The sequence below is a fragment of the Candidatus Methylolitoribacter marinus genome (genome assembly GCF_051853155.1).
Classification (GTDB): domain Bacteria; phylum Pseudomonadota; class Gammaproteobacteria; order Burkholderiales; family Methylophilaceae; genus BACL14.
Genome location: NZ_CP124221.1, coordinates 1,022,474 through 1,042,605, shown reverse-complemented (window position 1 = coordinate 1,042,605; position 20,132 = coordinate 1,022,474). Strand labels below are relative to the sequence as shown.

Below are 20,132 nucleotides of genomic sequence, written 5' to 3'. Positions count from 1 at the left end.
ATTTGAATAGGATTTATTATGGCAGCTAAAGATATTTATTACGTTCCTGAAGGCAGTAAATGGCCAATTTTTGGTAGTTTTGCATTATTTGTTTTATTTATTGGGGGCGCATTACTTTTTAATGGAAATGCTAATGCTAATGTGGTTCTCTACATCGGAATCGCTTTAGTTACATACATGTTTATTGGTTGGTTTAATGATGTGATCGGTGAAAGCCGTGCTGGAAAATACAGCGAGCAGGTTGATGTCAGTTTTAGAATGGGTATGGGTTGGTTTATTTTCTCGGAAGTAATGTTCTTCGCTGCTTTCTTTGGGGCTCTTTATTATGCAAGAATGTTTTCCATCCCCTGGCTGGGTGGTTTAGGTTCAGGCACCGCAACCCATGAATTTTTATGGTCAGCTTTTGAGGCTGCATGGCCTCTGAGTGTGACACCTGATCCTACAAATTATGATCAACCAAAGGATGTAGTTCCAGCTTTTGGCGTGCCAGCAATTAACACATTGATACTTCTAACTAGTGGCGTTACTGTAACTTTTGCTCACTGGGCCTTAAAAAATAGTAAGCGTACAAGCTTAAACTTATGGCTTGCTGCTACAGTTTTACTTGGATTTGTATTTGTGTATTTTCAGGCTGAAGAATATATTCATGCTTACAATGATCTTAATCTAAAATTAAGTTCGGGCATTTATGGTTCAACTTTTTATTTGCTAACCGGATTCCATGGCTTCCATGTGACTATGGGTGCGATTATGCTTCTTGTTATCTTATTAAGAACCATGAGAGGTCACTTTAGCAAGAAAGATCATTTTGCTTTTGAGGCAGTAGCTTGGTACTGGCATTTTGTGGATGTGGTCTGGCTTGGTCTATTTATTTTCGTTTATTGGATATAACTATTTATTGGATTAAAAAAAACGTTACCTAATGGTAACGTTTTTTTTTGTGTTACATGTGGTTTGGTTGAATTAGCCCAAGCTTAAAACCGATAATAATCATCAGAAATAAAATAATTGATAGAGTGACTCGAATGGTTAAAGAGGTCACCATCTTTTTACTCTGATCGACATCCTTCATTAAGAAATGTAAGCCACTGGTTAGTGATAAAATAACGACAATTAAAAGAATAATTACGATTGATTTATAAATAGCTTGAATATCCATCAACACATATTATAGGAACATCCGGGACATTGAAAGTAAAAAATAAAAGTTTAGTGTTGGACATATTGTTTGTCGTCACATTTTTAATTCTTCTCCGACTAGGATTTTGGCAGCTAGATCGAGCAGATCAAAAAAATGAAATAAATCAAAATTACTTAGAACGTCAATCCTCCCTGGAGGTATTTGATGAAACTGATATTAATGAAGAAAATTTATGGGGTAGGTTTTCAGTCGAGGGTGAATTTACATCACCCAATCTTTATTTAGATAATCAAACCTATAAGCGTGAAGCAGGATATGTGATTTATTCACCTTTTTTAACTCGAGAAAATAAAGTCATTTTAGTTAACCGGGGTTGGCATGATCTCATAGAAGATCGAAATGAATTACCGGCTGTAAAGAAAATTAAAGACACTATGATCAGTGGAATTCTTACCAAGGTTCCATCTCATGGCATTATTTTAAATACTGAGAACATAGAAAATATTAATGATTCTTCGATTCGCATACAAAGAATAGATGTTGGTGAAATAAAAGAAGCATTGAATATTCAGTATGAGATATATCCATTCGTTTTAACGTTGGAGCCACCAATTGATGAAAATCTTAAAAGACATCTAATATTGCCAGTATCGAATTCAGAAAAAAATTATGGATATGCGTTTCAGTGGTTCGCGTTCGCACTCACATTGCTGATTATATTTATTACATTAAGGAAAAAAAATAAATGATTTCAAAAGTAGTTAAAGCAAGAATTGCGCTAGTTGTCATCGTTGCATTGTTTACTGCACCTTTCATCGTCTCATGGTATCTCGTGTTTTATACAGATTTTAAAAAAAATGATATCGGTGTGCAAAACGGCTCATTGATTCATCCTGTCATCGAAGTTGGGGTAATTGAGGCTATAGCTATTGGTGATGAGACGAAACAAAAATTACTTGGAAAGTGGACTTTAACTGGATTTGTTTCAAGTGGATGTGATACAGATTGTGAAAAGCTATTGTATACATTAAGACAAACAAGGTTAGCCCTTGGAAAAAATTTAGATAAAGTTGGACGATTGGTATTAACAGATAGTGATGAAGTACTCAGTTATGAAGAAGATTATAAGGGCCAAAAGGTGGTTAAAGATCCAGAGGAGTACGGTCGATTAATGAATAAATTTAGAGAAATTGAAAATTTTGATGCCAGTGAAATCTATTTGATTGATCCATATGGTTTTATTATGATGCGCTATGATAGAAGTTCGAACCCAAAGGGAATCATTAAGGATGTTGAGAGGCTTATAAAAAACTCATCTTAATTTTAGAATAGTCTCTTTCAAATTCTCATAGTTAATTTCACCTATGATGGTCTGATATATAGTTTTATTCTTGTCAGCAATAATAGTTGTCGGTGTTAATTTAACTTGTTCAAATTCCGATAAAATCCTATTATCAGGATCGATAGCGACCTTAAATGGCAAAGCGTTTTTATTTTTAAAGTTGATGACGCGGCTTGGAAGATCGTAAGGCATGGCAACTGCAATGAGCTCGATATCATCTTTAAATTCATGATGAATTTTGGCTAAATCAGGCATTTCTTTGATGCAGGTTGGACAATCAGTTGCCCAAAAATTAAGGATTAAAATTTTATTAATATCATCACTTTTTAATTTTTCACCATCAAGAATATTAAACTCCATTGAATTTATTTTCTCTGGTCGAATGAGAAAAAAAAGAAGCACGATGAGAACTATAAGGGACAATAGGTAAATAAAATTTTTCTTATTTTCTTGCATATCAATACTGAGACTTTGTTATAATCAAACGTTCGAATTTTATCAACAATCATTACAATCATAAAGAAATGAATTTTTATAAAAGACTGACTTTTTATGCAACATTGCTCGCACTAATTGTGGTGTCCTTTGGGGCATATACAAGACTTACCGACTCGGGCCTTGGCTGCCCAGATTGGCCTGGCTGTTATGGCACCTTGAGTGTACCAGAGAGTATTGACCAAATTGAGAAAGCACAGGCTGTTTATCCTGACAGTCCTGTTGAAATTGAAAAAGCATGGATAGAGATGATTCATCGCTATATAGCTGGAATACTCGGAATCATGATTCTAGTAATTGCTTTCATGTCAATCAGACTAAGAGAGCAAATTAATTACTCACTTAAATGGCCATTTTTTTTACTTGGATTAGTAATTTTTCAGGCTGCCCTTGGTATGTGGACGGTGACCTTACTCCTAAAACCTGCTGTTGTTACATCACATTTGCTTGGAGGCATGACAGTCCTGGGTATCTTAACTTTTCTGATGCATCGAAACTACGGAACGCATAGAGAGAATTTTGTTTCAAATAAATATGAAAGAAAGATAATAAGATTTTCATTAGTTTTATTATTCATTCAAATTGCACTGGGTGGATGGACAAGTACTAATTATGCTGCGCTAGCATGTACAGATTACCCAACATGCCATGGCTCCTTGGTCCCAGAAATGGATTTTTATAATGCTTTTACTATTTTTCGAGAGCTTGGGGTCACGTCAATAGGGGAGCCACTATCATTAGAAGCTCTGCATGCGATCCAGTGGGTTCATCGGATAGGGGCCATTGTACTCTTAGTGTATTTATTATTTGTTGCTTATATCCTGAAAGTGAATCAAGGCTTCAACATGTGGAGAAATGTATTAATCCTTGTAATTAGTTTGCAATTTATTATAGGCATTGCCAATCTTCTTCTTCATTTGCCAATCGTTCTTGCTACTCTTCATAACCTTGGCGCAGCTTTGTTAGTAGTGATCTTAGTCGGTATTAATTCAAGAATTACAAAACCATGGCAAAACTAGGTACAACAAGCATGAGGGCATTGCTGAGCATTGATGCACTAAAGAGCTTTTATGCATTGACCAAACCACGAGTGTGTGCCCTTATTGTTTTTACAGCTATCATTGGCATGTTTTTATCCACACCTGGAATTGTTCCTTTGGATATTTTATTTTTTGCATCCATCGGTATTGCATTTGTATCTGGCGCTGCTGCTGCGTTTAATTGCTTAATTGAAGAAAAGATTGATGCAATGATGGCTAGAACAAAAGGCAGACCACTTCCACTAGGTCAAGTTTCACAAAAGGAAACTATAATTTTTTCAAGTGTGCTTGGTGGGTTAGGTTTATATCTCCTTTATGTCTTTGTCAATCCATTAACCGCATGGCTGACGTTACTTACATTCTTTGCCTATGCAGTAATTTATACAGTTTTTCTTAAACCAGCAACGCCAATGAATATTGTGATTGGTGGAGCTTCTGGTGCGATGCCACCAGTTCTTGGATGGGCTGCAGTTACCAATCAAGTGACACCTGAATCTTTAATTCTTTTTTTGATCATATTTTGTTGGACACCCCCACATTTTTGGGCGCTAGCGTTATATCGCCGAAAGGAATATGAGAAAGTTGGGATGCCGATGCTCCCAGTAACTCATGGTGAGAAGTACACTAGACTGCAAATTGTTTTATATACAATTATTTTAGTTATTGTGACCATGATGCCATTTAGTGTAGGGATGGCAGGATTAATTTATATTATCTTTGCAACCCTATTGAACGCTTATTTCTTGTTTTATACGGTGATGCTATATCGAGAATATTCTGATAAACTAAGCATGAAAATATTTCGATATTCAATATGGTATTTGGGGCTAATTTTCTTAGCTTTTCTGATTGACCATTATTTTAAATTTAAATTTATTTAGTTTTAGATACAAAGGATTGTTATGAGTAAAAATAGTGAATTAAGAAGTGTTATTGAGACAACTGCAGTGGTGATTGGTAGTTTTGTGGCTGCTGTTATTTTAATTGTACTTTTGACCAAGGATTATTCTTCAAATGAGCCTGCTGCAGAAAAAGTAGTTGACGCCTCAACAACAGAACCTGTAGCGCAGGTAGAAGTTGATGATCAATCAGACAATGCTTCAGATAAAGTAATTGACGCTAAACAAATCATTGCTGCGAACTGCGCGATGTGTCATGAAGGTGGTTTAATGGGAGCACCAAAAATTGGTAGCGAAGAGCAATGGGCTCCAAGAATCGCTCAAGGCAAAGAAACACTTGTAAGTCACGCAATTAATGGAATTAGAACGATGCCAGCTAGAGGTGGAAATGCTAAACTCACTGATGAAGAGGTGGCTGCTGCTGTTATCGATATGGCCAATGGCGCAGGCGCAAATTTTTAATTTATAAGCTAACTATCCATAATCATGGCAGTTTATGCAATCGGTGATGTGCAAGGCTGCCATTTTTCTTTTCTAGACCTCCTTCAAAAAATAAAATATAAATCTGATCGAGATGAACTTATCTTTGTTGGTGATTTGGTAAATCGTGGTCAAAATTCTCTTTTATTTTCTCAGTGGTGCTTAGCCAATCAGTCAAATATCCAAACAGTTTTAGGAAATCATGACCTCCATTTAATTGCTATTTATTTTGATCAAAAAAAACATCAAAAAAATGATACCTTAGAAAATCTTTTATATTCAAATCAGATAGATCTTTTCATTGAATGGCTGATAAAAAAACCTTTAGCAATATTAAGAGATAATTACCTGGTGGTTCATGCTGGAATCCATCCAACTTGGTCTATCAATAAATCTTTGAAATTGGCAGACAAAGTTCACCTAGCGTTGAATAATGACCCAGCTAATTTTCTAGGAAAGATGTATGGTAACCAACCTGGATATTGGAGTGATGATTTAAAAAAATCCTTAAGGAGGAGGATGACAATTAACATCATGACAAGAATGAGAGCCTTAAATTTTGATTTGAGTTTAAATTATGACTTTAAAGGCAAGATTCCAAAAAAAATAGATAGAGAACCCTATCGACCTTGGTTTGAGTTTGAAAGAATTGATGACTCCATAAAGATCATTACTGGCCACTGGTCAGCAATAGGCGTGCATCGGCATTCTTATGGGATTTCGATAGATAGTGGATGTGTTTGGGGTCAAAAATTAACCGCTTTTTGTTTGGAAAGTCAAAAAACTTTTAAAGTACCGGCTAATCCAAAAGATTTAATTAATTAATTTTGAATCCAGCTAAGCTCTGAATGTCATCAACATTCGGATTATGATTTTGCCCACCCTTGTAATTGACTTTTAATGAGGCAAGGGCAGATGCTAATTTGCCACTCTTCTCCCAATTCCAATTTTTCACTATTCCATAAGCAATACCAGCTCGATAAGCATCTCCACATCCTGTCGGATCGACTGGACTTTCAACATTAAACGCTGGTATATGGATTTCGTCTGACGAGGTCATAATTGTAGAACCTGAAGAGCCTTTTGTAATAATCAGAGCCTCAACCTTTTTTCGTATTTCACCTAAGGACAAATGAGAGTTCCTGCTTAGCAATTGAGCCTCATAATCATTTACTGTAATGTAGGTTGCTTTTTCAATAAAATCTTTTAATTCTTGCTCGTTGAACATTGGGAGACCCTGACCCGGATCAAAGATAAAAGGAATTTTTTTACTAAACGCCTCCTCAGCATGTTTTATCATCCCTTCCTTCCCATCTGGCGAAATAAGAACAATTTCAATATTTTCATTCACTTCGGATATTGAATTTACTTCACTCTGAGTCATTGCGCCGGGGTGAAATGCAGTGATTTGATTGTCATCTAGATCTGTTGTAATAAATGCTTGAGCCGTGAATTGATCACCAAGTTTTTTGATGTATTTGGTATTTATTTTTCTTTTTTGAAGCCAATCACTGTAGCTATCAAAGTCCTTACCCACAGTACTCATAATAAAAAAATCAGTTTCAAGTAGATTTAGGTTGTGTCCGATATTGCCCGCAGTGCCACCGTAATTTTTTTCCATCTCAGGGGTGTAAAAAGCAACACTGAGTTTATGAATTTGATCCGGCATGATATGGTTTTTAAAATAATCTCGAAACACCATAATGGAATCATAGGCCATTGAACCGCAAACTAAAATACTCATTCAAAACTCCATTAAGGTTTATAGATAACTAAAAAAACAATTGCAATGAGTATTATCACAGGAATTTCATTAAATATTCGATAAAAAATGTGACTATGATTATTCTGCTTATTTTTGAATAAATTTAAATATTTCCAGCAATAGTAATGATAGATGACTAAAAGACCAACCAAAATTAACTTGTAGTTTAACCAAGCCCCTTGGTAATCATAATTTATAATTAACAATAAGCCGAAAAAAATTGTTAGGATCCCGCCGGGGGTCATGATTCCATAAAAAAGTTTACGCTCCATAATTTTAAATCGCTCATGACTGATTTTATCTTGAGTCTCAGCATGATAAACATACAACCTTGGCAGATAAAACAAACCAGCAAACCAGGTAACCATAAAGATAATGTGCAAAGACTTCATCCAAAGCATACATAATTCCTTAAAAAATTAATAACCCTACTGTGATCGCCGTTGATACTAGCAAGCCCGCATGGTATTCTTAGGTTTTATTTCAATAAGATTAATGAACGCACCAATTTCAACAGACTTTCTCAAAGCGCAATCCAAATTTGCTAGCAAAATTCGAGAAATTCCTTACAACTATACTTCTTTTTCTGACAAAGAAATAGTCTTTAGATTTCTTGGAGAAGAGATGTGGAATGCCATTGAAGAACTGCGTTCGGAGAGAAAAACAGGCACTTCAGCACGAATGCTCTTTGAGGTCCTTGGAGATTTGTGGGTTGTAACTCGAAATCCTTATCTGCAAGATGATTTATTAGATAACCCAAAAAGACTGAAACAGTTAATTGATGCCCTTCATCATCGAATAAGTTCGATTGAATCGAGAAGTTTTGGAAACATTAAAGTTTCTCAGCTGGTTGTCTCTTCAAGGAAAGCTGTTGATGACTTTGAAGAGTCATTCAAAACAACCAAGTTGTTGCGTAAAAAAGTTCTCAAGAGTTTAAAAAAATATACCAATAAAGATAATATCCAATTTGATGGTTTGGCTCGTGTCTCACATGTCACTGATGCAACAGACTGGAGAGTTGAATTTCCTTTTGTCGTCCTAAATCCTGATAACGAAATGGAAATCCCGGCATTGGTTAAAGAATTAATTGAGCTAGGCTTAACAATTATTCCTCGAGGCGGCGGGACTGGATACACTGGAGGAGCCATTCCTTTAACAAGCAAATCTGCTGTTATAAATACGGAGAAGCTGGACTCAATATCTGAGGTGTTAAATGTTGATCTTCCTGGTGTGTATAGCAAGGTACCTGTAGTTCATTGTGGAGCAGGTGCAGTGACTAGAAGAGTAATGGAAAAGGCAAGTGCTGCAGGTTTAGAGTTTGCAACTGATCCAACTTCAGCTGACTCATGTTGCATTGGCGGAAATGTTGCTATGAACGCAGGAGGTAAAAAAGCCGTTCTATGGGGAACAGCCCTCGATAATCTTGCCTCATGGAAAATGGTTGATCCTAACGGTGATTGGATAATCATTGAACGACTTGATCATAATCTTGGAAAAATCCATGATATCGATAATGCAAGATTTCAAATATCTTTCATTGATTCAAAAACATCAAAAGAAATCAAAGCTAAAGAAATTTTGGAAATTCCAGGCCATAAGTTCAGAAAAATTGGACTGGGTAAGGATGTTACAGATAAATTTTTAAGTGGTTTGCCCGGTGTGCAAAAAGAAGGATGTGATGGTCTAATTACTTCTGCCTCATTTATTTTGCATAAAATGCCAAAATTTGTCAGAACAGTCTGTTTAGAATTTTTTGGCCAAGTTGGTGACGCTGTTCCATCTATTGTCGAAATAAAAAAATATATTGACGATACCTCTGGTGTTGTTCTTGCTGGTTTAGAGCACCTTGATGATCGTTATATCAAAGCAGTCGGATATTCAACCAAGGCTGCTAGATCACAAAGGCCTAAAATGGTTTTGATTGCTGATATTGCCTCTGATAATGAAACTATCGTTGGTCAAGTGTGTTCGCATGTCGTTACCATCGCTAACCGAAGATCTGGTGAGGGTTTTATAGCTGTATCACCAGAAGCAAGAAAAAACTTCTGGGCTGATCGTGCGAGAACAGCCGCCATAGCAAAGCATACCAATGCATTCAAAATCAATGAAGATGTAGTTATTCCTCTGGAGAGGCTTGGAGAATATTCCAATGGTATCGAGAGATTAAATATTGAGTTATCAATAAAAAATAAGTTATTGATACTTGAAGATGTTAAAGACTTTATCCAAAACTATAAACCTATTATCGAGGATGAGGACTTTAATGAGAATCTTTTCAAAGATAAATCTATATTAGCAAGCAATTTAATCGAAAAAGTAAAATCTAAATGGTATTGGATTATTAATTCTCTAGATTTAAGTGGAGATGACTTGAATAAATTTCTCAATTATGAGACTCAATATTCAGATATGCCAATTATTAAACTTGTCCAGAACCACGAGATTGTAATTTCCTGGAAAACAGAAGTTTTAGCACCTCTAAAAGAAATATTTATTGGTCGAGAATTTGAAAAAATTATTTCAGGCATTGTTAAAACCCACCAACAAAAATTAAAATCTAGAGTTTTTATTGCTTTACATATGCACGCTGGTGATGGAAATGTGCATACCAATATACCTGTGAACTCCGATGACTATCAGATGATGAGTGATGCGCAAATTGCTGTTTCCAGAGTAATGAATCTGGCGAAGTCACTTGATGGCGTTATTTCTGGTGAGCATGGTATTGGTATTACTAAAATGGAATTTTTAGATAATGAGACGATTGAGGTCTTTAAAAAATACAAAGACAAGGTTGACCCTCATGGTCATTTTAACAAGGGTAAACTTCTTCCAGGTTCGGGTTTAAAAAAAGCATATACCCCAAGCTTTGGATTGCTTGAAGAAGAGTCAATTATCATGGAGCAGTCTGAAATGGGTGAAATCGCAGATTCAATTAGCTCCTGTTTAAGATGCGGCAAATGTAAACCGGTCTGTACAACCCATGTTCCAAGAGCCAACTTAATGTATAGCCCAAGAAATAAAATCCTTGGAACATCTTTATTAATTGAAGCATTTTTATATGAGGAACAAACTCGTCGAGGAATATCACTTAAACATTTCGATGAGTTTAATGATATTGCAGATCATTGCACTGTTTGTCATAAATGTTTAAATCCATGCCCAGTAAATATTGATTATGGTGATGTGAGCATTCAAATGCGAAACTTTCTTCGTAAGCAAAATAAGAAAAAATTCAATTTAGGTAGTTATGTTGGCATGACATATCTGAATTTAAAAGATCCCAGAACAATTAAAGTGATGCATCAATTGATGATTAATATTGGATATCGGGTACAAACTACTATACACAAGATTGCAAAAAAATTGGCATTAGGTAGTCGAATGTTTACTAAGAATCCACCTTCGACTGTTGGGAAAAGCAATGTGGTGTCTCAAGTCATTCACTTTATTAATAGACCGATGCCAAAAAATGTTCCTACAAAAACATCAAGAGCGATGCTTGGTATCGAAGACGACAAGATCGTTCCAATCATTAGAAATCATAATAAGATAACTGATGAGTCTGATGCTGTTTTTTATTTTCCTGGATGTGGTTCTGAAAGGCTTTTTTCTCAAGTAGGGTTAGCCACCCAGGCTATGTTGTATGAAGTGGGTGCAATTACTGTTCTGCCCCCAGGGTACTTGTGTTGTGGATACCCTCAAACATCTTCAGGAGATATTGATAAAGGTCATGAAATCTCATCTGACAATAGGGTGCAGTTTCATAGAATTGCAAATACTCTTAATTATTTAGATATCAAAACTGTGATTGTTTCATGTGGAACCTGTATGGACCAACTCTCTAAATATCAATTTGAATCCATCTTTCCGGGCTGCCGTCTTCTTGATATTCATGAATACCTGATGGAAAAAGAGATTAAGATGAATGATGTATCTGGTGTGCAATATATGTATCATGAGCCTTGTCATAACCCAATGAAAACATACACTTCTGCAAATGTCACAAAAGCGTTGTTAAATCAAGATGTTAAAAAGAATGACAGATGTTGTGGGGAGTCTGGGACCTTTGCTGTGACTCGACCTGATATTGCAACTCAGGTAAAAATGAGAAAATCTGAAGAAATTACAAAAGATAAGAATATTCTTATTAAAGATAATAAAGATGATGTCAAGATACTTACATCATGCCCTTCGTGTTTGCAAGGCTTATCAAGATACGGGGATGAAACTGGAACAGATGCTGACTATATTGTCGTGGAAATTGCAAAAAATAATCTAGGAGCTAACTGGCTTCAAGATTACGTCGAGAAGGCAAACAACGGTGGTATTGAGAAGGTCTTATTGTAATCTTAGCATCTAGTTTTTTAAATGAATGGTAAAAATAGTCTAGTCGAGACGCTCTGCACAGCCCTTGTAATTGTCCGCTCAGTTTTCTCAGATAGCGTGTATGCAAAATAGTCAGATCGCCCAATAATTTTTCCAAACTCTCTTTCAAAGCTCAAATTTTGCTCGTTCCCAGAGATTGAATTTGAAATTAAAAAAGGTTCCCCATTCTCCATTTTTTTAGTAGATAATTTCCATACGACCACTTCGATATTTCTGGCGACGTTGTAAATATTTTGTGGATCTAATTTATCAAAAAGATAGAAATCTGTTTTGTTGCCATGAGATTCAAGGAGCATGGTTTTTAGGCCAGTCATCAAAGCCAAAACTCTGTCTCCATTAAAACTTTCATCAAAAACTAAATTCAAACACTCAATATCTTTTTTATTTTGTAATTGTTCAAATTCATTATTATGATCACCATGGAAAATCCAATTTACCATTTTTTCGGCATTATCTTGAGTTGATTTTTTTAACTGACTAGGGTTTCGTTTGTAAAATTTCAAAGCTAGGATTTTTAGACTTTCCATATTCTCCCTTATCTCAAGGTCAGCCATCCGATCAAAGTCTGTTTTTGCGAATTGATTAACTGAGCTTTTATCATATTGTGAAGTAGGGGATTTAATTTGGTTTGAAGAACATGAAGTAATGAAAACTAAAAGAAATAAATAAAATATCTTATATAACATTCTTTATAGAACTCTTTCTTTTGGAAAGACAAGCGAAAATGTACTTCCTTTGCTCACATCACTTTTAATATCTATTGATCCATTATGGTGATCCATAATATTTTTTACAATTGCTAAGCCCAAGCCAGTGCCCCCTGAATTTCTGCTTCTATCGGTATCTACCCTATAAAATCTATCAGTAATTTTAGTAAGATGTTCTTTTGAAATTCCTATACCTGAGTCGGTAACTGATAAGACACCTTGTCCTTTAATAATAGACCAATTAATTGAAATGGATCCTTTGTCTGAATATCTAAATGCATTTGAGACTAAATTTTCTAGAGCGCTATACACTTCTGAAAAGGAACCCAGAATATTTTTTTTAGAATCTATATTAAATTCAAATGAAATATCTTTTTTTAGTCTTAAAGATGACAAACTGCTAAGAATTTGATTTTTCAAATCAGTAACCATGACCTTTTTATCTCTTAGTATAGTTTTTGTTGTGTCGACGCGATTCAAAGATATAAGATCAGCTATTAAAGTATTCATTCTTTGTGCTTGATCTAAAGTTGCGTTCAGTAAAATTTTTTGTTGTTTTGGTTCGATATCGGCATTGAGCATCAGCTCACTATTACCCATAATTACTGTTAAAGGTGTCTTTAATTCGTGTGAAACATCAGAAATAAATCGTTTGCGAATTACTTCAGATTTTTCTTCATTATTAATATTCCTGCATATTAATAATTTATTTTCTGCTCCAAATTCAATTAAATTGATTTGGTATTTATCATCATCAATTATTACTGATATTGATTTTTTGTTATCATTTGCTTCGATTAGGTCTAGTAACTTAGTATCCCGTAAAATATAGGTAATTGGTTTGTTGAGATCATCCGGAATTTTGATTCCTAGCATGCGCTGTATTTTTTTATTGGCCCATAAAATATGATTTGACTGATCTAACGATAAGACTCCATCAGGTAATGCTTGAGCCCCAAGAATGAATTGATCTAATGCCAGCCCTAAGTCTCTTTTTGTTTTAACAATATTTTTATGAAATTGGTAAAGTTTTGAAAAAGTTGGCTCCCATAAATTATTCCCGATTGGCACTGTGTGTTGTGAGGGTTGATTAAGCCAATTATCTAAACTAATTAAATAATAGGTTTGATTGTAAACATATAGAATTAAAAGAAAAATAAATAATAACAAGCCATAGATTATTGAAAAAAATAGCCCAACAAAAAAAGAGCAAAGAGCAAATATAAATAATCTTGTGATTATTTTTATGAAAATCTTATTCAAAATTCATTTCATCCGCTAACTTATAACCAGCACCCCTTATAGTGTCAATACTATTTTCAATCCCATATGATTTTAATGTTGACCTTAGCCTCTTGACATGAACATCGATTGTTCGTGCGTCAATTTCAGATTCATTATTCCAAATTTTATCAACAATGATTTCACGAGAGAGGACTCGATTTTTATTCATACATAATAAAAATATTAATTTGAATTCGGTTGGCCCAAGTTTGATAAATTTTGATTTATAAAACACTTCATGACTATCTGGATTAACTTTAAGACTGCCGTGTTCAATCTTGTCTAAAACGGATTCTGGATTCTTTCTTCTAAGTATGGCCTTGATCCTAGCAACTAACTCTTTTTGACTAAATGGTTTTGCTAAATAATCATCCGCACCAACTTCAAAACCTTCAATTTTATCTAATTCTTCACTTTTAGCAGTGAGCATTATTACGGGTATACTCTTGGTGCTAGAATTTGTACGAAGTCGCTTGAGAAAATCAATACCGTCCATGCCAGGGAGCATCCAATCAAGCAAAATAAGATCAACTTTATTTTTATTTAAAAAACTTTCAGCATTTTCTGCATTGATTGCTCTTAATGGTTGAAAGTTGTTGTGATGAAGATTCAAAGCTATCATCTCTAATATAGATTCCTCATCCTCAACAATTAATATATTTGGCTTTTTCATATTTCTAATAAATTTTAAGGAATTTTAAATTTAATTGTAAACTAATTAATGGGGATAATAAGGCAAATAGGCTTTGATTTTTTATGAATTTTTCATTATGGTTTAGTTATTAATTTAAATATGGGCTTTTTGCAATGTTCAACTCGTTAAATAAAGAAAATATTATTGCTGATAAGAATTTTAACAGATGGTTAGTTCCTCCAGCTGCGCTCTTAATTCATTTGTCGATTGGTATGATTTATGGCTTCAGCGTTTTCTGGAAAAGACTTACCGAAATCGTGGGTCAACAATGTGCAGATAATATTACTTTCTTTGAGAGAATTTTTATAACATCATGTGATTGGAAAATGAGTGATTTAGGGTGGACGTTTTCATTAGCTATTGTTTTTCTTGGCGCATCTGCAGCGATTTTTGGACACTGGCTAGAAAAAGCGGGTCCAAGGAAAGCTGGCGTTGCTGCTGCGCTTGCGTGGGGTGGAGGATTGATTGTTACCTCCTTAGGCGTCTATACTCACCAGTTGTGGATCATTTGGCTAGGAACTGGTGTTATCGGTGGTATTGGACTTGGTCTAGGTTATATTTCTCCTGTTTCAACTTTAATTAAGTGGTTCCCTGATAGAAGAGGGTTGGCAACAGGTATGGCTATTATGGGTTTTGGTGGTGGAGCAATGATTGGAAGTCCATCAGCAGAATACTTAATGAATCATTTTTCTTCTGTGGATGGAGGAGTCTGGCAGACTTTTCTCATTATGGGAGCTGTTTATTTAATAGCTATGCTTTTAGGAGCATTTGGTTATAGAGTTCCTGCTAATGGTTGGAAACCATCTGGATGGGTCCCAAAAGAAAAAACAAATAAATTAATTACCAATGATCATGTGCATGTAAAAAATGCTCATAAGACAAACCAGTTTTGGCTTTTATGGATTGTACTTTGTTTAAATGTTTCTGCTGGTATTGGAGTGCTCGGTGTTGCCTCTCCAATGTTCCAAGAAGTTGCGGTTAATGTATTTGATCAAGGACAGATTGTGGCAATTGCTGCTGGTTTTGTTGCATTATTATCTTTGTCGAATATTCTTGGGAGAATTTTCTGGGCATCATCATCTGATTATTTGGGACGAAAGAATACTTATTTAATATTCTTTGCTCTTGGTTTTTTAATGTATGTGAGTTCACCATGGGCTGGGAGCACTGGAAATATCCCATTATTTGCCCTTATTTTTTGCATTATCTTAACAATGTATGGAGGCGGTTTTGCTACCATACCAGCTTACTTGGCAGATATTTTTGGAACGCAGCATGTGGGAGCAATCCATGGCCGCTTACTCACTGCCTGGGCTTCAGCGGGTATTCTAGGCCCTATGTTGGTTTTTTATCTTAGAGAGTATCAAATTGAACAAGGTGTCGACCCTTCTCAAGCATATAATCTAAGCATGTATATACTGGCAGGTTTATTGGTTATAGGGTTAATTTCAAACCTACTTGTGAAGCCAGTCAATAAAAAATATTTTATGAGCAAATCCGAGTTAGATAATGAAAGAAAAGTAATGACATCATTAAATTTAAGATCTTTAAAAACACAATCTAGCAATACCGAGCTACAAAAAATTATTTTACCTATTGCATGGATGGTTGTTGGCATCCCTCTAATTTTTGCAATTTATAATACGCTTGAAAAAGCTTTAGTCATCTTCTACTAAGCATTATGAGCATGAATTTTGGTTCCTTAAAAGTAGGACTTTGTATTTCAAGGTTTAATTATGAACATGTTTCTGTTTTAGAGAGTTCAATTACATATGAACTTATTAAATTAGGTTTTCAAGAAGCTAATTTAGATAAGTTTTATGTCCCTGGCGCCCTAGAGTTACCGCTCCTGTTAGCAAGATGCTGTAAATCAAAAAAATATCATGCACTGATTGCAATTGGCGCAGTCATCAGGGGTGAAACTTATCATTTTGAGGTTGTATCAGATCAATCAGCAATGGGAATCATGAATGTTCAATTACAATATGATGTTCCTATCATGAATGCAATCTTAACCACTAATAATGATGATGAAACAATTCAGAGGACAAGTACAAAAGGTATTGAAGTGGTCAATGGTTTGATTGAAACCCTTACCACCCTAAATTCAATAACCTAATATTTTATGAAAAAAATCAATAGCAGAAGAAAATCTAGAGAATTGGTAATGAAATCAATTTATCGAGGCCTAATGAATGCATTCGATTACGATGATATAAAAAAAGATATTCTTGAGGACCCAGATTATTGCAGATGTGATGAGGAATTTTATAACTCTTTAATAGATGGTATAAAAGAGAGCTACCAAGAAATTATTGTAGATTTAGATAATTATATAGATAAGAAAAAGGAGGAATTAAATCCAATTGAGTTATCAATTCTTATAGTTGCCTACTATGAATTAAAAACAAGATTAGATATTCCTTTCAAGGTTTCAATAAATGAAGCTCTAGATATCACAAAAAGTTTTGGCGGTCAGGAAAGTTTCAAATTTATTAATGGGTCTCTTGATAAGTTAGCTAGAAAGTATAGAGCATTTGAAATTAGTTAAAAGTTCGAAATTCAAAACCTTGTTCTTCTTTCCATATCAAATAACTTCCCTGATTATCGCTCCAATCACCTAAAACAAATCTTATAAATTTATTCTTATCATTATATTGGTGAGTATTCTGACGATGAGTATGACCATGAATTAATATCTCAACAGGTAAATTCTTTTCAATTATAGAATTAATTGTTGTTTCATTTACATCAGTGATGTTTTCCGGTTTGTTTAGATTTAATTTTTTACTTTGTTCTCTGAGGCCCTTAGCAATACTGATTCTTTCATCTAATTCTTTGGCTAAGAAATTATCTTGCCACACTCTTGACCTTACTTGTTTTCGAAAATCCTGATAATCTAGATCATCACTGCAGAGTGTATCACCATGCATTAGTAAAACTTGATGATGACCAAGAGAAATACGAGTTTCATCATTAAGAATGGTGATATGATTTTCTTTAAAGTATTTTTTGGTGATTAAAAAATCTCTATTTCCATGTATGAAATATATACTTTTTTGTTTTCCTAGTTCTTTTAAAGCCTTTAATTCTTTGCAGTACATCCTCGCATCATCACCAACCCAGTAATCAAAAAGATCACCCAAAATAAAAAGGTTATTGGTCAGGTCTGAGCTATGCTTAAGAAAATTTAAAAATACAGTATTTTGCGCATTATCATGAAGATGCAAATCTGATATAAATATAGCACTATCAGTAATATTAATTTTTTGAGCCTTCATCAATAATGATTGGTTCTTTTGGGACATCCTGATGACCCGTTGGATGATTTCCAGTCGGCACTTTTGCAATTTGATCTACTATATCCATACCTTCAATCACTTTACCAAATACACAATATCCAAAACCATCTTGACCTGGATAATCTAAAAATGAATTGTCAGCCACATTGATAAAAAACTGTGACGTTGCTGAGTCAGGAATGCTGGTTCGGGCCATAGCAAGGGTATATTTTAAATTTTTTAATCCATTGGCTGCTTCATTTTTAATCGGGTCATTTGTTTCTTTTTGATTCATGTCTTTATCAAAGCCACCACCTTGAATCATAAATCCATCGATTACTCTATGGAAAATTGTTTCATTAAAGAAACCAGAATCAACATAAGCTTCAAAGTTTTTTACTGTGATTGGAGCTTTATCAGCATATGTTTCAATGACAATATCGCCTTTAGAGGTTTTTAATACAAACAATTGCTCTGATTGTGCCAGAAGTGAAAAAGTTGTAACGATAAAAAATAATATATATTTAATAAGTTGATTCACTGATAATTTTCCATTCATTATTAAATTTTCTCCATATTTGTTTTTTTTGCGATGTTTGTTTTAATAAATCACTGTTATATGTTTGAGTAAACTCGACATACTTCACATGCTCTTCTTCTTCAGGGTAATCAATAATCGTAAGATTATCAATGGCAATTTGAATATCATTAGTATTCTCAAACACTTTTTTCTTTTTTGAGGACCATATTTCAAACACTTTTGAGTTATATTTTGCGTTTGCATCATAAAAAGCTATATATTCAGAATAATTCTTTAATGTCCAATTGCTGATCCATGATTCAAAATAACTCATGAAATTATTGTGTTTATCTATGTTACTTTCAGTATTAAAGTATTGGTCATAAGATAACTTTGATAAAATTACTTTTGTTTGCTTATTTTTCAAGATGCTTTCTAATGTATTAAAATTTTCATTTGAGATAACAATACAGCCATCGCTTGATTTTGGAGCACGACTATATGTGTCTTTTGGGGTCCCATGAATCCAGATACCATGGCCCGTTTTGTTTAAAAGTTTATCGTACACATTGGGGTAATCAATTGGAAAAGCACCCTCACCATAGAAATCACTTAATGGCTGAGTAATTTTTTCGCCTAAGGTGTAAACTCCCAGAGGGGTTTTTTTGTCTCCTTCGAAATTTTTACCTGAACCATTTTTTCCAATAGAGGCATATTCATCAAAGATTTTTATTAAAGTATGGTCTCTAATTTCAAATAAATATAATCTCGACTTATTTGTATCAACATAAATTAAATTATCTATGTTTTGAGGAAAGGTAACTCTAGGAGAGTTAATGATGTCAGTGGCATTATGGAGGTGGCTTTCGATTCTTTTTTTTGCTTCTTCCTTTAAATCCTCAATTTTATCTTTTGAAAAATTACTTGATGATCCAAAATCTGAAATTCCATGAGCATAAGCCTGATATATATCTCCTCTTATAAGATGCGCTAATTTGAAATTTGGTTTTTGTTTGATTATTTCATCTAATGTAATTAATGCGTCATTAAGCTCACCTGCAGATATTTCATAAAGTGACTTGATCAGAAGATTTTCGATATTATCAGCCTGATAATTTTCGCTATATGCAAAAGCGTTGCTACAAAAAAAAGCAGTAAAGAGAAATTTTTTAAGAAATTTCATTGACTATTTTTAATTGATTATCAACCAATTCAATTAAAAGTGTTTTTTTTGTAGTTGAATCAATATTGCCAGATTGATATATCTGAGTGAAAGAAACACTAAATAAATTATTATTTTTAGAAATTTCTATATTTTCTAGCTTTAAATTAATAGATGGCTTGTTAATAACTCTTGGTTTCCTAAATTGTTTCCATTGTTCTAAGTCCATCCCTTTATTATTTTTAAAGTTGGTTGAGTAATATCCAATATATTGATCAAAGTTTTGATTCATCCAGGCATTTTTCCAGTTATCAATCATTACAAAAATCTTCTCATTCACGCTAACTTCGATGTCTTTGATTTCTTGAAATGACTTAGGTTTTTGAGAGATATCTTCTGTTAGAGCAATATTTTTATTGATAGGTTGAAAGTTAAATAATTTTTTTATCAACGAAAGTTTTGTTTTTGCATTTTTATTTGATTTATCAATTTGAAGTGCTTGATTATAAGATTCACTTGCCATACGCGTATATAGGTCGCCTAAATTAATATGAGCCGTCGCATAACTTGGATGCGTTTTAATGGACTTCTCTAATGCTATTTTAGCTAAATCAAAATCACCATTCTGCGCATACAAAACTGCCAAGTTATTATATGGTTCAGGTAATGCTGGATGAGATTTTGTTAATGACTCAAATACACTAATTGCATCATCAATTTGACCCAATTCTGAAAGCAACACTCCGTTAATAAAAAGTAATTGAGGATTGTCGTTATCAGAATCAATAAGCTGATCAACAATTTTTTTTGCCTCCAGGTAATCTTTGTCTTCTATGAGTTTATTTAATTTTGGAATATCAGCAAATGAATAATTTGCAAAATTGAATGCAAGAAAGATAACTGCTATTAAAAAACGTTTTGACATACTATAAT

The 20,132-nt window shown here is 34.0% G+C and carries 22 protein-coding genes; 11 read left to right on the top strand and 11 right to left on the bottom strand.

The features are described from left to right. Window positions 1–18 precede the first annotated feature (18 nt). Window positions 19–891, top strand: coding sequence for a cytochrome c oxidase subunit 3 (locus tag QFA95_RS05535; RefSeq protein ID WP_486462540.1), 873 nt, complete (start codon window positions 19–21; stop codon window positions 889–891). A gap of 52 nt (window positions 892–943) precedes the next feature. On the opposite strand, the gene QFA95_RS05530 is transcribed toward QFA95_RS05535, so the two are convergent. After that, window positions 944–1,159 (bottom strand): twin transmembrane helix small protein, encoded by a 216-nt coding sequence (locus tag QFA95_RS05530; RefSeq protein ID WP_009852108.1) that lies wholly within the window; start codon window positions 1,157–1,159, stop codon window positions 944–946. A gap of 29 nt (window positions 1,160–1,188) precedes the next feature. Here QFA95_RS05530 and QFA95_RS05525 point away from each other — a divergent pair, with 29 nt between their 5' ends. Then, the gene (locus tag QFA95_RS05525; protein WP_486462539.1) at window positions 1,189–1,890 is read left to right on the top strand and encodes an SURF1 family protein; all 702 of its coding nucleotides are present in this window, start codon (window positions 1,189–1,191) and stop codon (window positions 1,888–1,890) included. Continuing rightward, on the top strand, window positions 1,887–2,462 hold the full coding sequence (locus QFA95_RS05520; RefSeq protein WP_486462538.1) for an SCO family protein: 576 nt from the start codon (window positions 1,887–1,889) through the stop codon (window positions 2,460–2,462). The genes QFA95_RS05525 and QFA95_RS05520 overlap by 4 nt, the downstream gene beginning before the upstream one ends. On the opposite strand, the gene QFA95_RS05515 is transcribed toward QFA95_RS05520, so the two are convergent. After that, window positions 2,454–2,843, bottom strand: a complete 390-nt coding sequence (locus QFA95_RS05515; protein WP_486462537.1) for a TlpA family protein disulfide reductase — start codon at window positions 2,841–2,843, stop codon at window positions 2,454–2,456. The genes QFA95_RS05520 and QFA95_RS05515 overlap by 9 nt on opposite strands. 164 nt (window positions 2,844–3,007) lie before the next feature. Between QFA95_RS05515 and QFA95_RS05510 the strand changes: the two genes are divergently transcribed. From QFA95_RS05510 to QFA95_RS05495, 4 genes are read left to right on the top strand one after another with little or no spacing between them, the layout of a single operon-like run. Next, on the top strand, window positions 3,008–3,997 hold the full coding sequence (locus QFA95_RS05510; RefSeq protein ID WP_486462536.1) for a COX15/CtaA family protein: 990 nt from the start codon (window positions 3,008–3,010) through the stop codon (window positions 3,995–3,997). Then, on the top strand, window positions 3,985–4,899 hold the full coding sequence (gene cyoE / locus QFA95_RS05505; protein WP_486462535.1) for a heme o synthase: 915 nt from the start codon (window positions 3,985–3,987) through the stop codon (window positions 4,897–4,899). The genes QFA95_RS05510 and cyoE overlap by 13 nt, the downstream gene beginning before the upstream one ends. Before the next feature lie 21 nt (window positions 4,900–4,920). Next, the gene (locus tag QFA95_RS05500; RefSeq protein ID WP_486462534.1) at window positions 4,921–5,379 is read left to right on the top strand and encodes a c-type cytochrome; all 459 of its coding nucleotides are present in this window, start codon (window positions 4,921–4,923) and stop codon (window positions 5,377–5,379) included. Between the two features lie 24 nt (window positions 5,380–5,403). Continuing rightward, window positions 5,404–6,222 (top strand): symmetrical bis(5'-nucleosyl)-tetraphosphatase, encoded by an 819-nt coding sequence (locus QFA95_RS05495; protein ID WP_486462533.1) that lies wholly within the window; start codon window positions 5,404–5,406, stop codon window positions 6,220–6,222. Here the strand turns inward: QFA95_RS05495 and QFA95_RS05490 are convergent. Then, a complete protein-coding gene (locus tag QFA95_RS05490; protein ID WP_486462532.1) occupies window positions 6,215–7,141 on the bottom strand; it encodes a carbohydrate kinase family protein in 927 nt (308 codons plus the stop codon). The two genes, QFA95_RS05495 and QFA95_RS05490, sit on opposite strands and share 8 nt — an antisense overlap. Before the next feature lie 11 nt (window positions 7,142–7,152). After that, a complete protein-coding gene (locus QFA95_RS05485) occupies window positions 7,153–7,563 on the bottom strand; it encodes a CopD family protein (RefSeq protein ID WP_486462531.1) in 411 nt (136 codons plus the stop codon). 94 nt (window positions 7,564–7,657) lie between these two features. Here QFA95_RS05485 and QFA95_RS05480 point away from each other — a divergent pair, with 94 nt between their 5' ends. After that, window positions 7,658–11,512, top strand: coding sequence for a DUF3683 domain-containing protein (locus QFA95_RS05480; RefSeq protein WP_486462530.1), 3,855 nt, complete (start codon window positions 7,658–7,660; stop codon window positions 11,510–11,512). Window positions 11,513–11,529: 17 nt separating this feature from the next. On the opposite strand, the gene QFA95_RS05475 is transcribed toward QFA95_RS05480, so the two are convergent. Genes QFA95_RS05475 through QFA95_RS05465 form a run of 3 tightly spaced genes read right to left on the bottom strand, consistent with a single transcriptional unit; the run spans window position 11,530 to window position 14,215 of the window. Continuing rightward, entirely contained in the window at window positions 11,530–12,237 is a 708-nt protein-coding gene (locus QFA95_RS05475) for a hypothetical protein (protein WP_486462529.1), read from the bottom strand. A 3-nt stretch (window positions 12,238–12,240) separates the two neighbouring features. Next, on the bottom strand, window positions 12,241–13,521 hold the full coding sequence (locus QFA95_RS05470; RefSeq protein WP_486462528.1) for a phosphate regulon sensor protein PhoR: 1,281 nt from the start codon (window positions 13,519–13,521) through the stop codon (window positions 12,241–12,243). After that, on the bottom strand, window positions 13,514–14,215 hold the full coding sequence (locus QFA95_RS05465) for a response regulator (RefSeq protein ID WP_486462527.1): 702 nt from the start codon (window positions 14,213–14,215) through the stop codon (window positions 13,514–13,516). Before QFA95_RS05465 ends, QFA95_RS05470 begins: the two co-directional genes overlap by 8 nt. Before the next feature lie 134 nt (window positions 14,216–14,349). On the opposite strand from QFA95_RS05465, the gene QFA95_RS05460 reads away from it, so the two are divergent. The 3 genes from QFA95_RS05460 to nusB are packed head-to-tail and all read left to right on the top strand — an operon-like array spanning window position 14,350 to window position 16,787. Further along, the gene (locus QFA95_RS05460; protein WP_486462526.1) at window positions 14,350–15,912 is read left to right on the top strand and encodes an L-lactate MFS transporter; all 1,563 of its coding nucleotides are present in this window, start codon (window positions 14,350–14,352) and stop codon (window positions 15,910–15,912) included. An 11-nt stretch (window positions 15,913–15,923) separates the two neighbouring features. After that, window positions 15,924–16,355, top strand: coding sequence for a 6,7-dimethyl-8-ribityllumazine synthase (ribH, locus tag QFA95_RS05455; RefSeq protein WP_486462525.1), 432 nt, complete (start codon window positions 15,924–15,926; stop codon window positions 16,353–16,355). A gap of 6 nt (window positions 16,356–16,361) precedes the next feature. Further along, entirely contained in the window at window positions 16,362–16,787 is a 426-nt protein-coding gene (gene nusB / locus QFA95_RS05450) for a transcription antitermination factor NusB (protein ID WP_486462524.1), read from the top strand. Here nusB and QFA95_RS05445 read toward each other — a convergent pair. Genes QFA95_RS05445 through QFA95_RS05430 form a run of 4 tightly spaced genes read right to left on the bottom strand, consistent with a single transcriptional unit; the run spans window position 16,780 to window position 20,124 of the window. Further along, a complete protein-coding gene (locus QFA95_RS05445) occupies window positions 16,780–17,517 on the bottom strand; it encodes a UDP-2,3-diacylglucosamine diphosphatase (protein WP_486462523.1) in 738 nt (245 codons plus the stop codon). The genes nusB and QFA95_RS05445 overlap by 8 nt on opposite strands. Then, on the bottom strand, window positions 17,498–18,076 hold the full coding sequence (locus QFA95_RS05440) for a peptidylprolyl isomerase (protein WP_486462522.1): 579 nt from the start codon (window positions 18,074–18,076) through the stop codon (window positions 17,498–17,500). The genes QFA95_RS05445 and QFA95_RS05440 overlap by 20 nt, the downstream gene beginning before the upstream one ends. Continuing rightward, the gene (locus QFA95_RS05435) at window positions 18,042–19,220 is read right to left on the bottom strand and encodes a L,D-transpeptidase family protein (RefSeq protein ID WP_486462521.1); all 1,179 of its coding nucleotides are present in this window, start codon (window positions 19,218–19,220) and stop codon (window positions 18,042–18,044) included. The genes QFA95_RS05440 and QFA95_RS05435 overlap by 35 nt, the downstream gene beginning before the upstream one ends. Further along, window positions 19,207–20,124, bottom strand: a complete 918-nt coding sequence (locus QFA95_RS05430) for a tetratricopeptide repeat protein (protein ID WP_486462520.1) — start codon at window positions 20,122–20,124, stop codon at window positions 19,207–19,209. The genes QFA95_RS05435 and QFA95_RS05430 overlap by 14 nt, the downstream gene beginning before the upstream one ends. Window positions 20,125–20,132 lie beyond the last annotated feature (8 nt).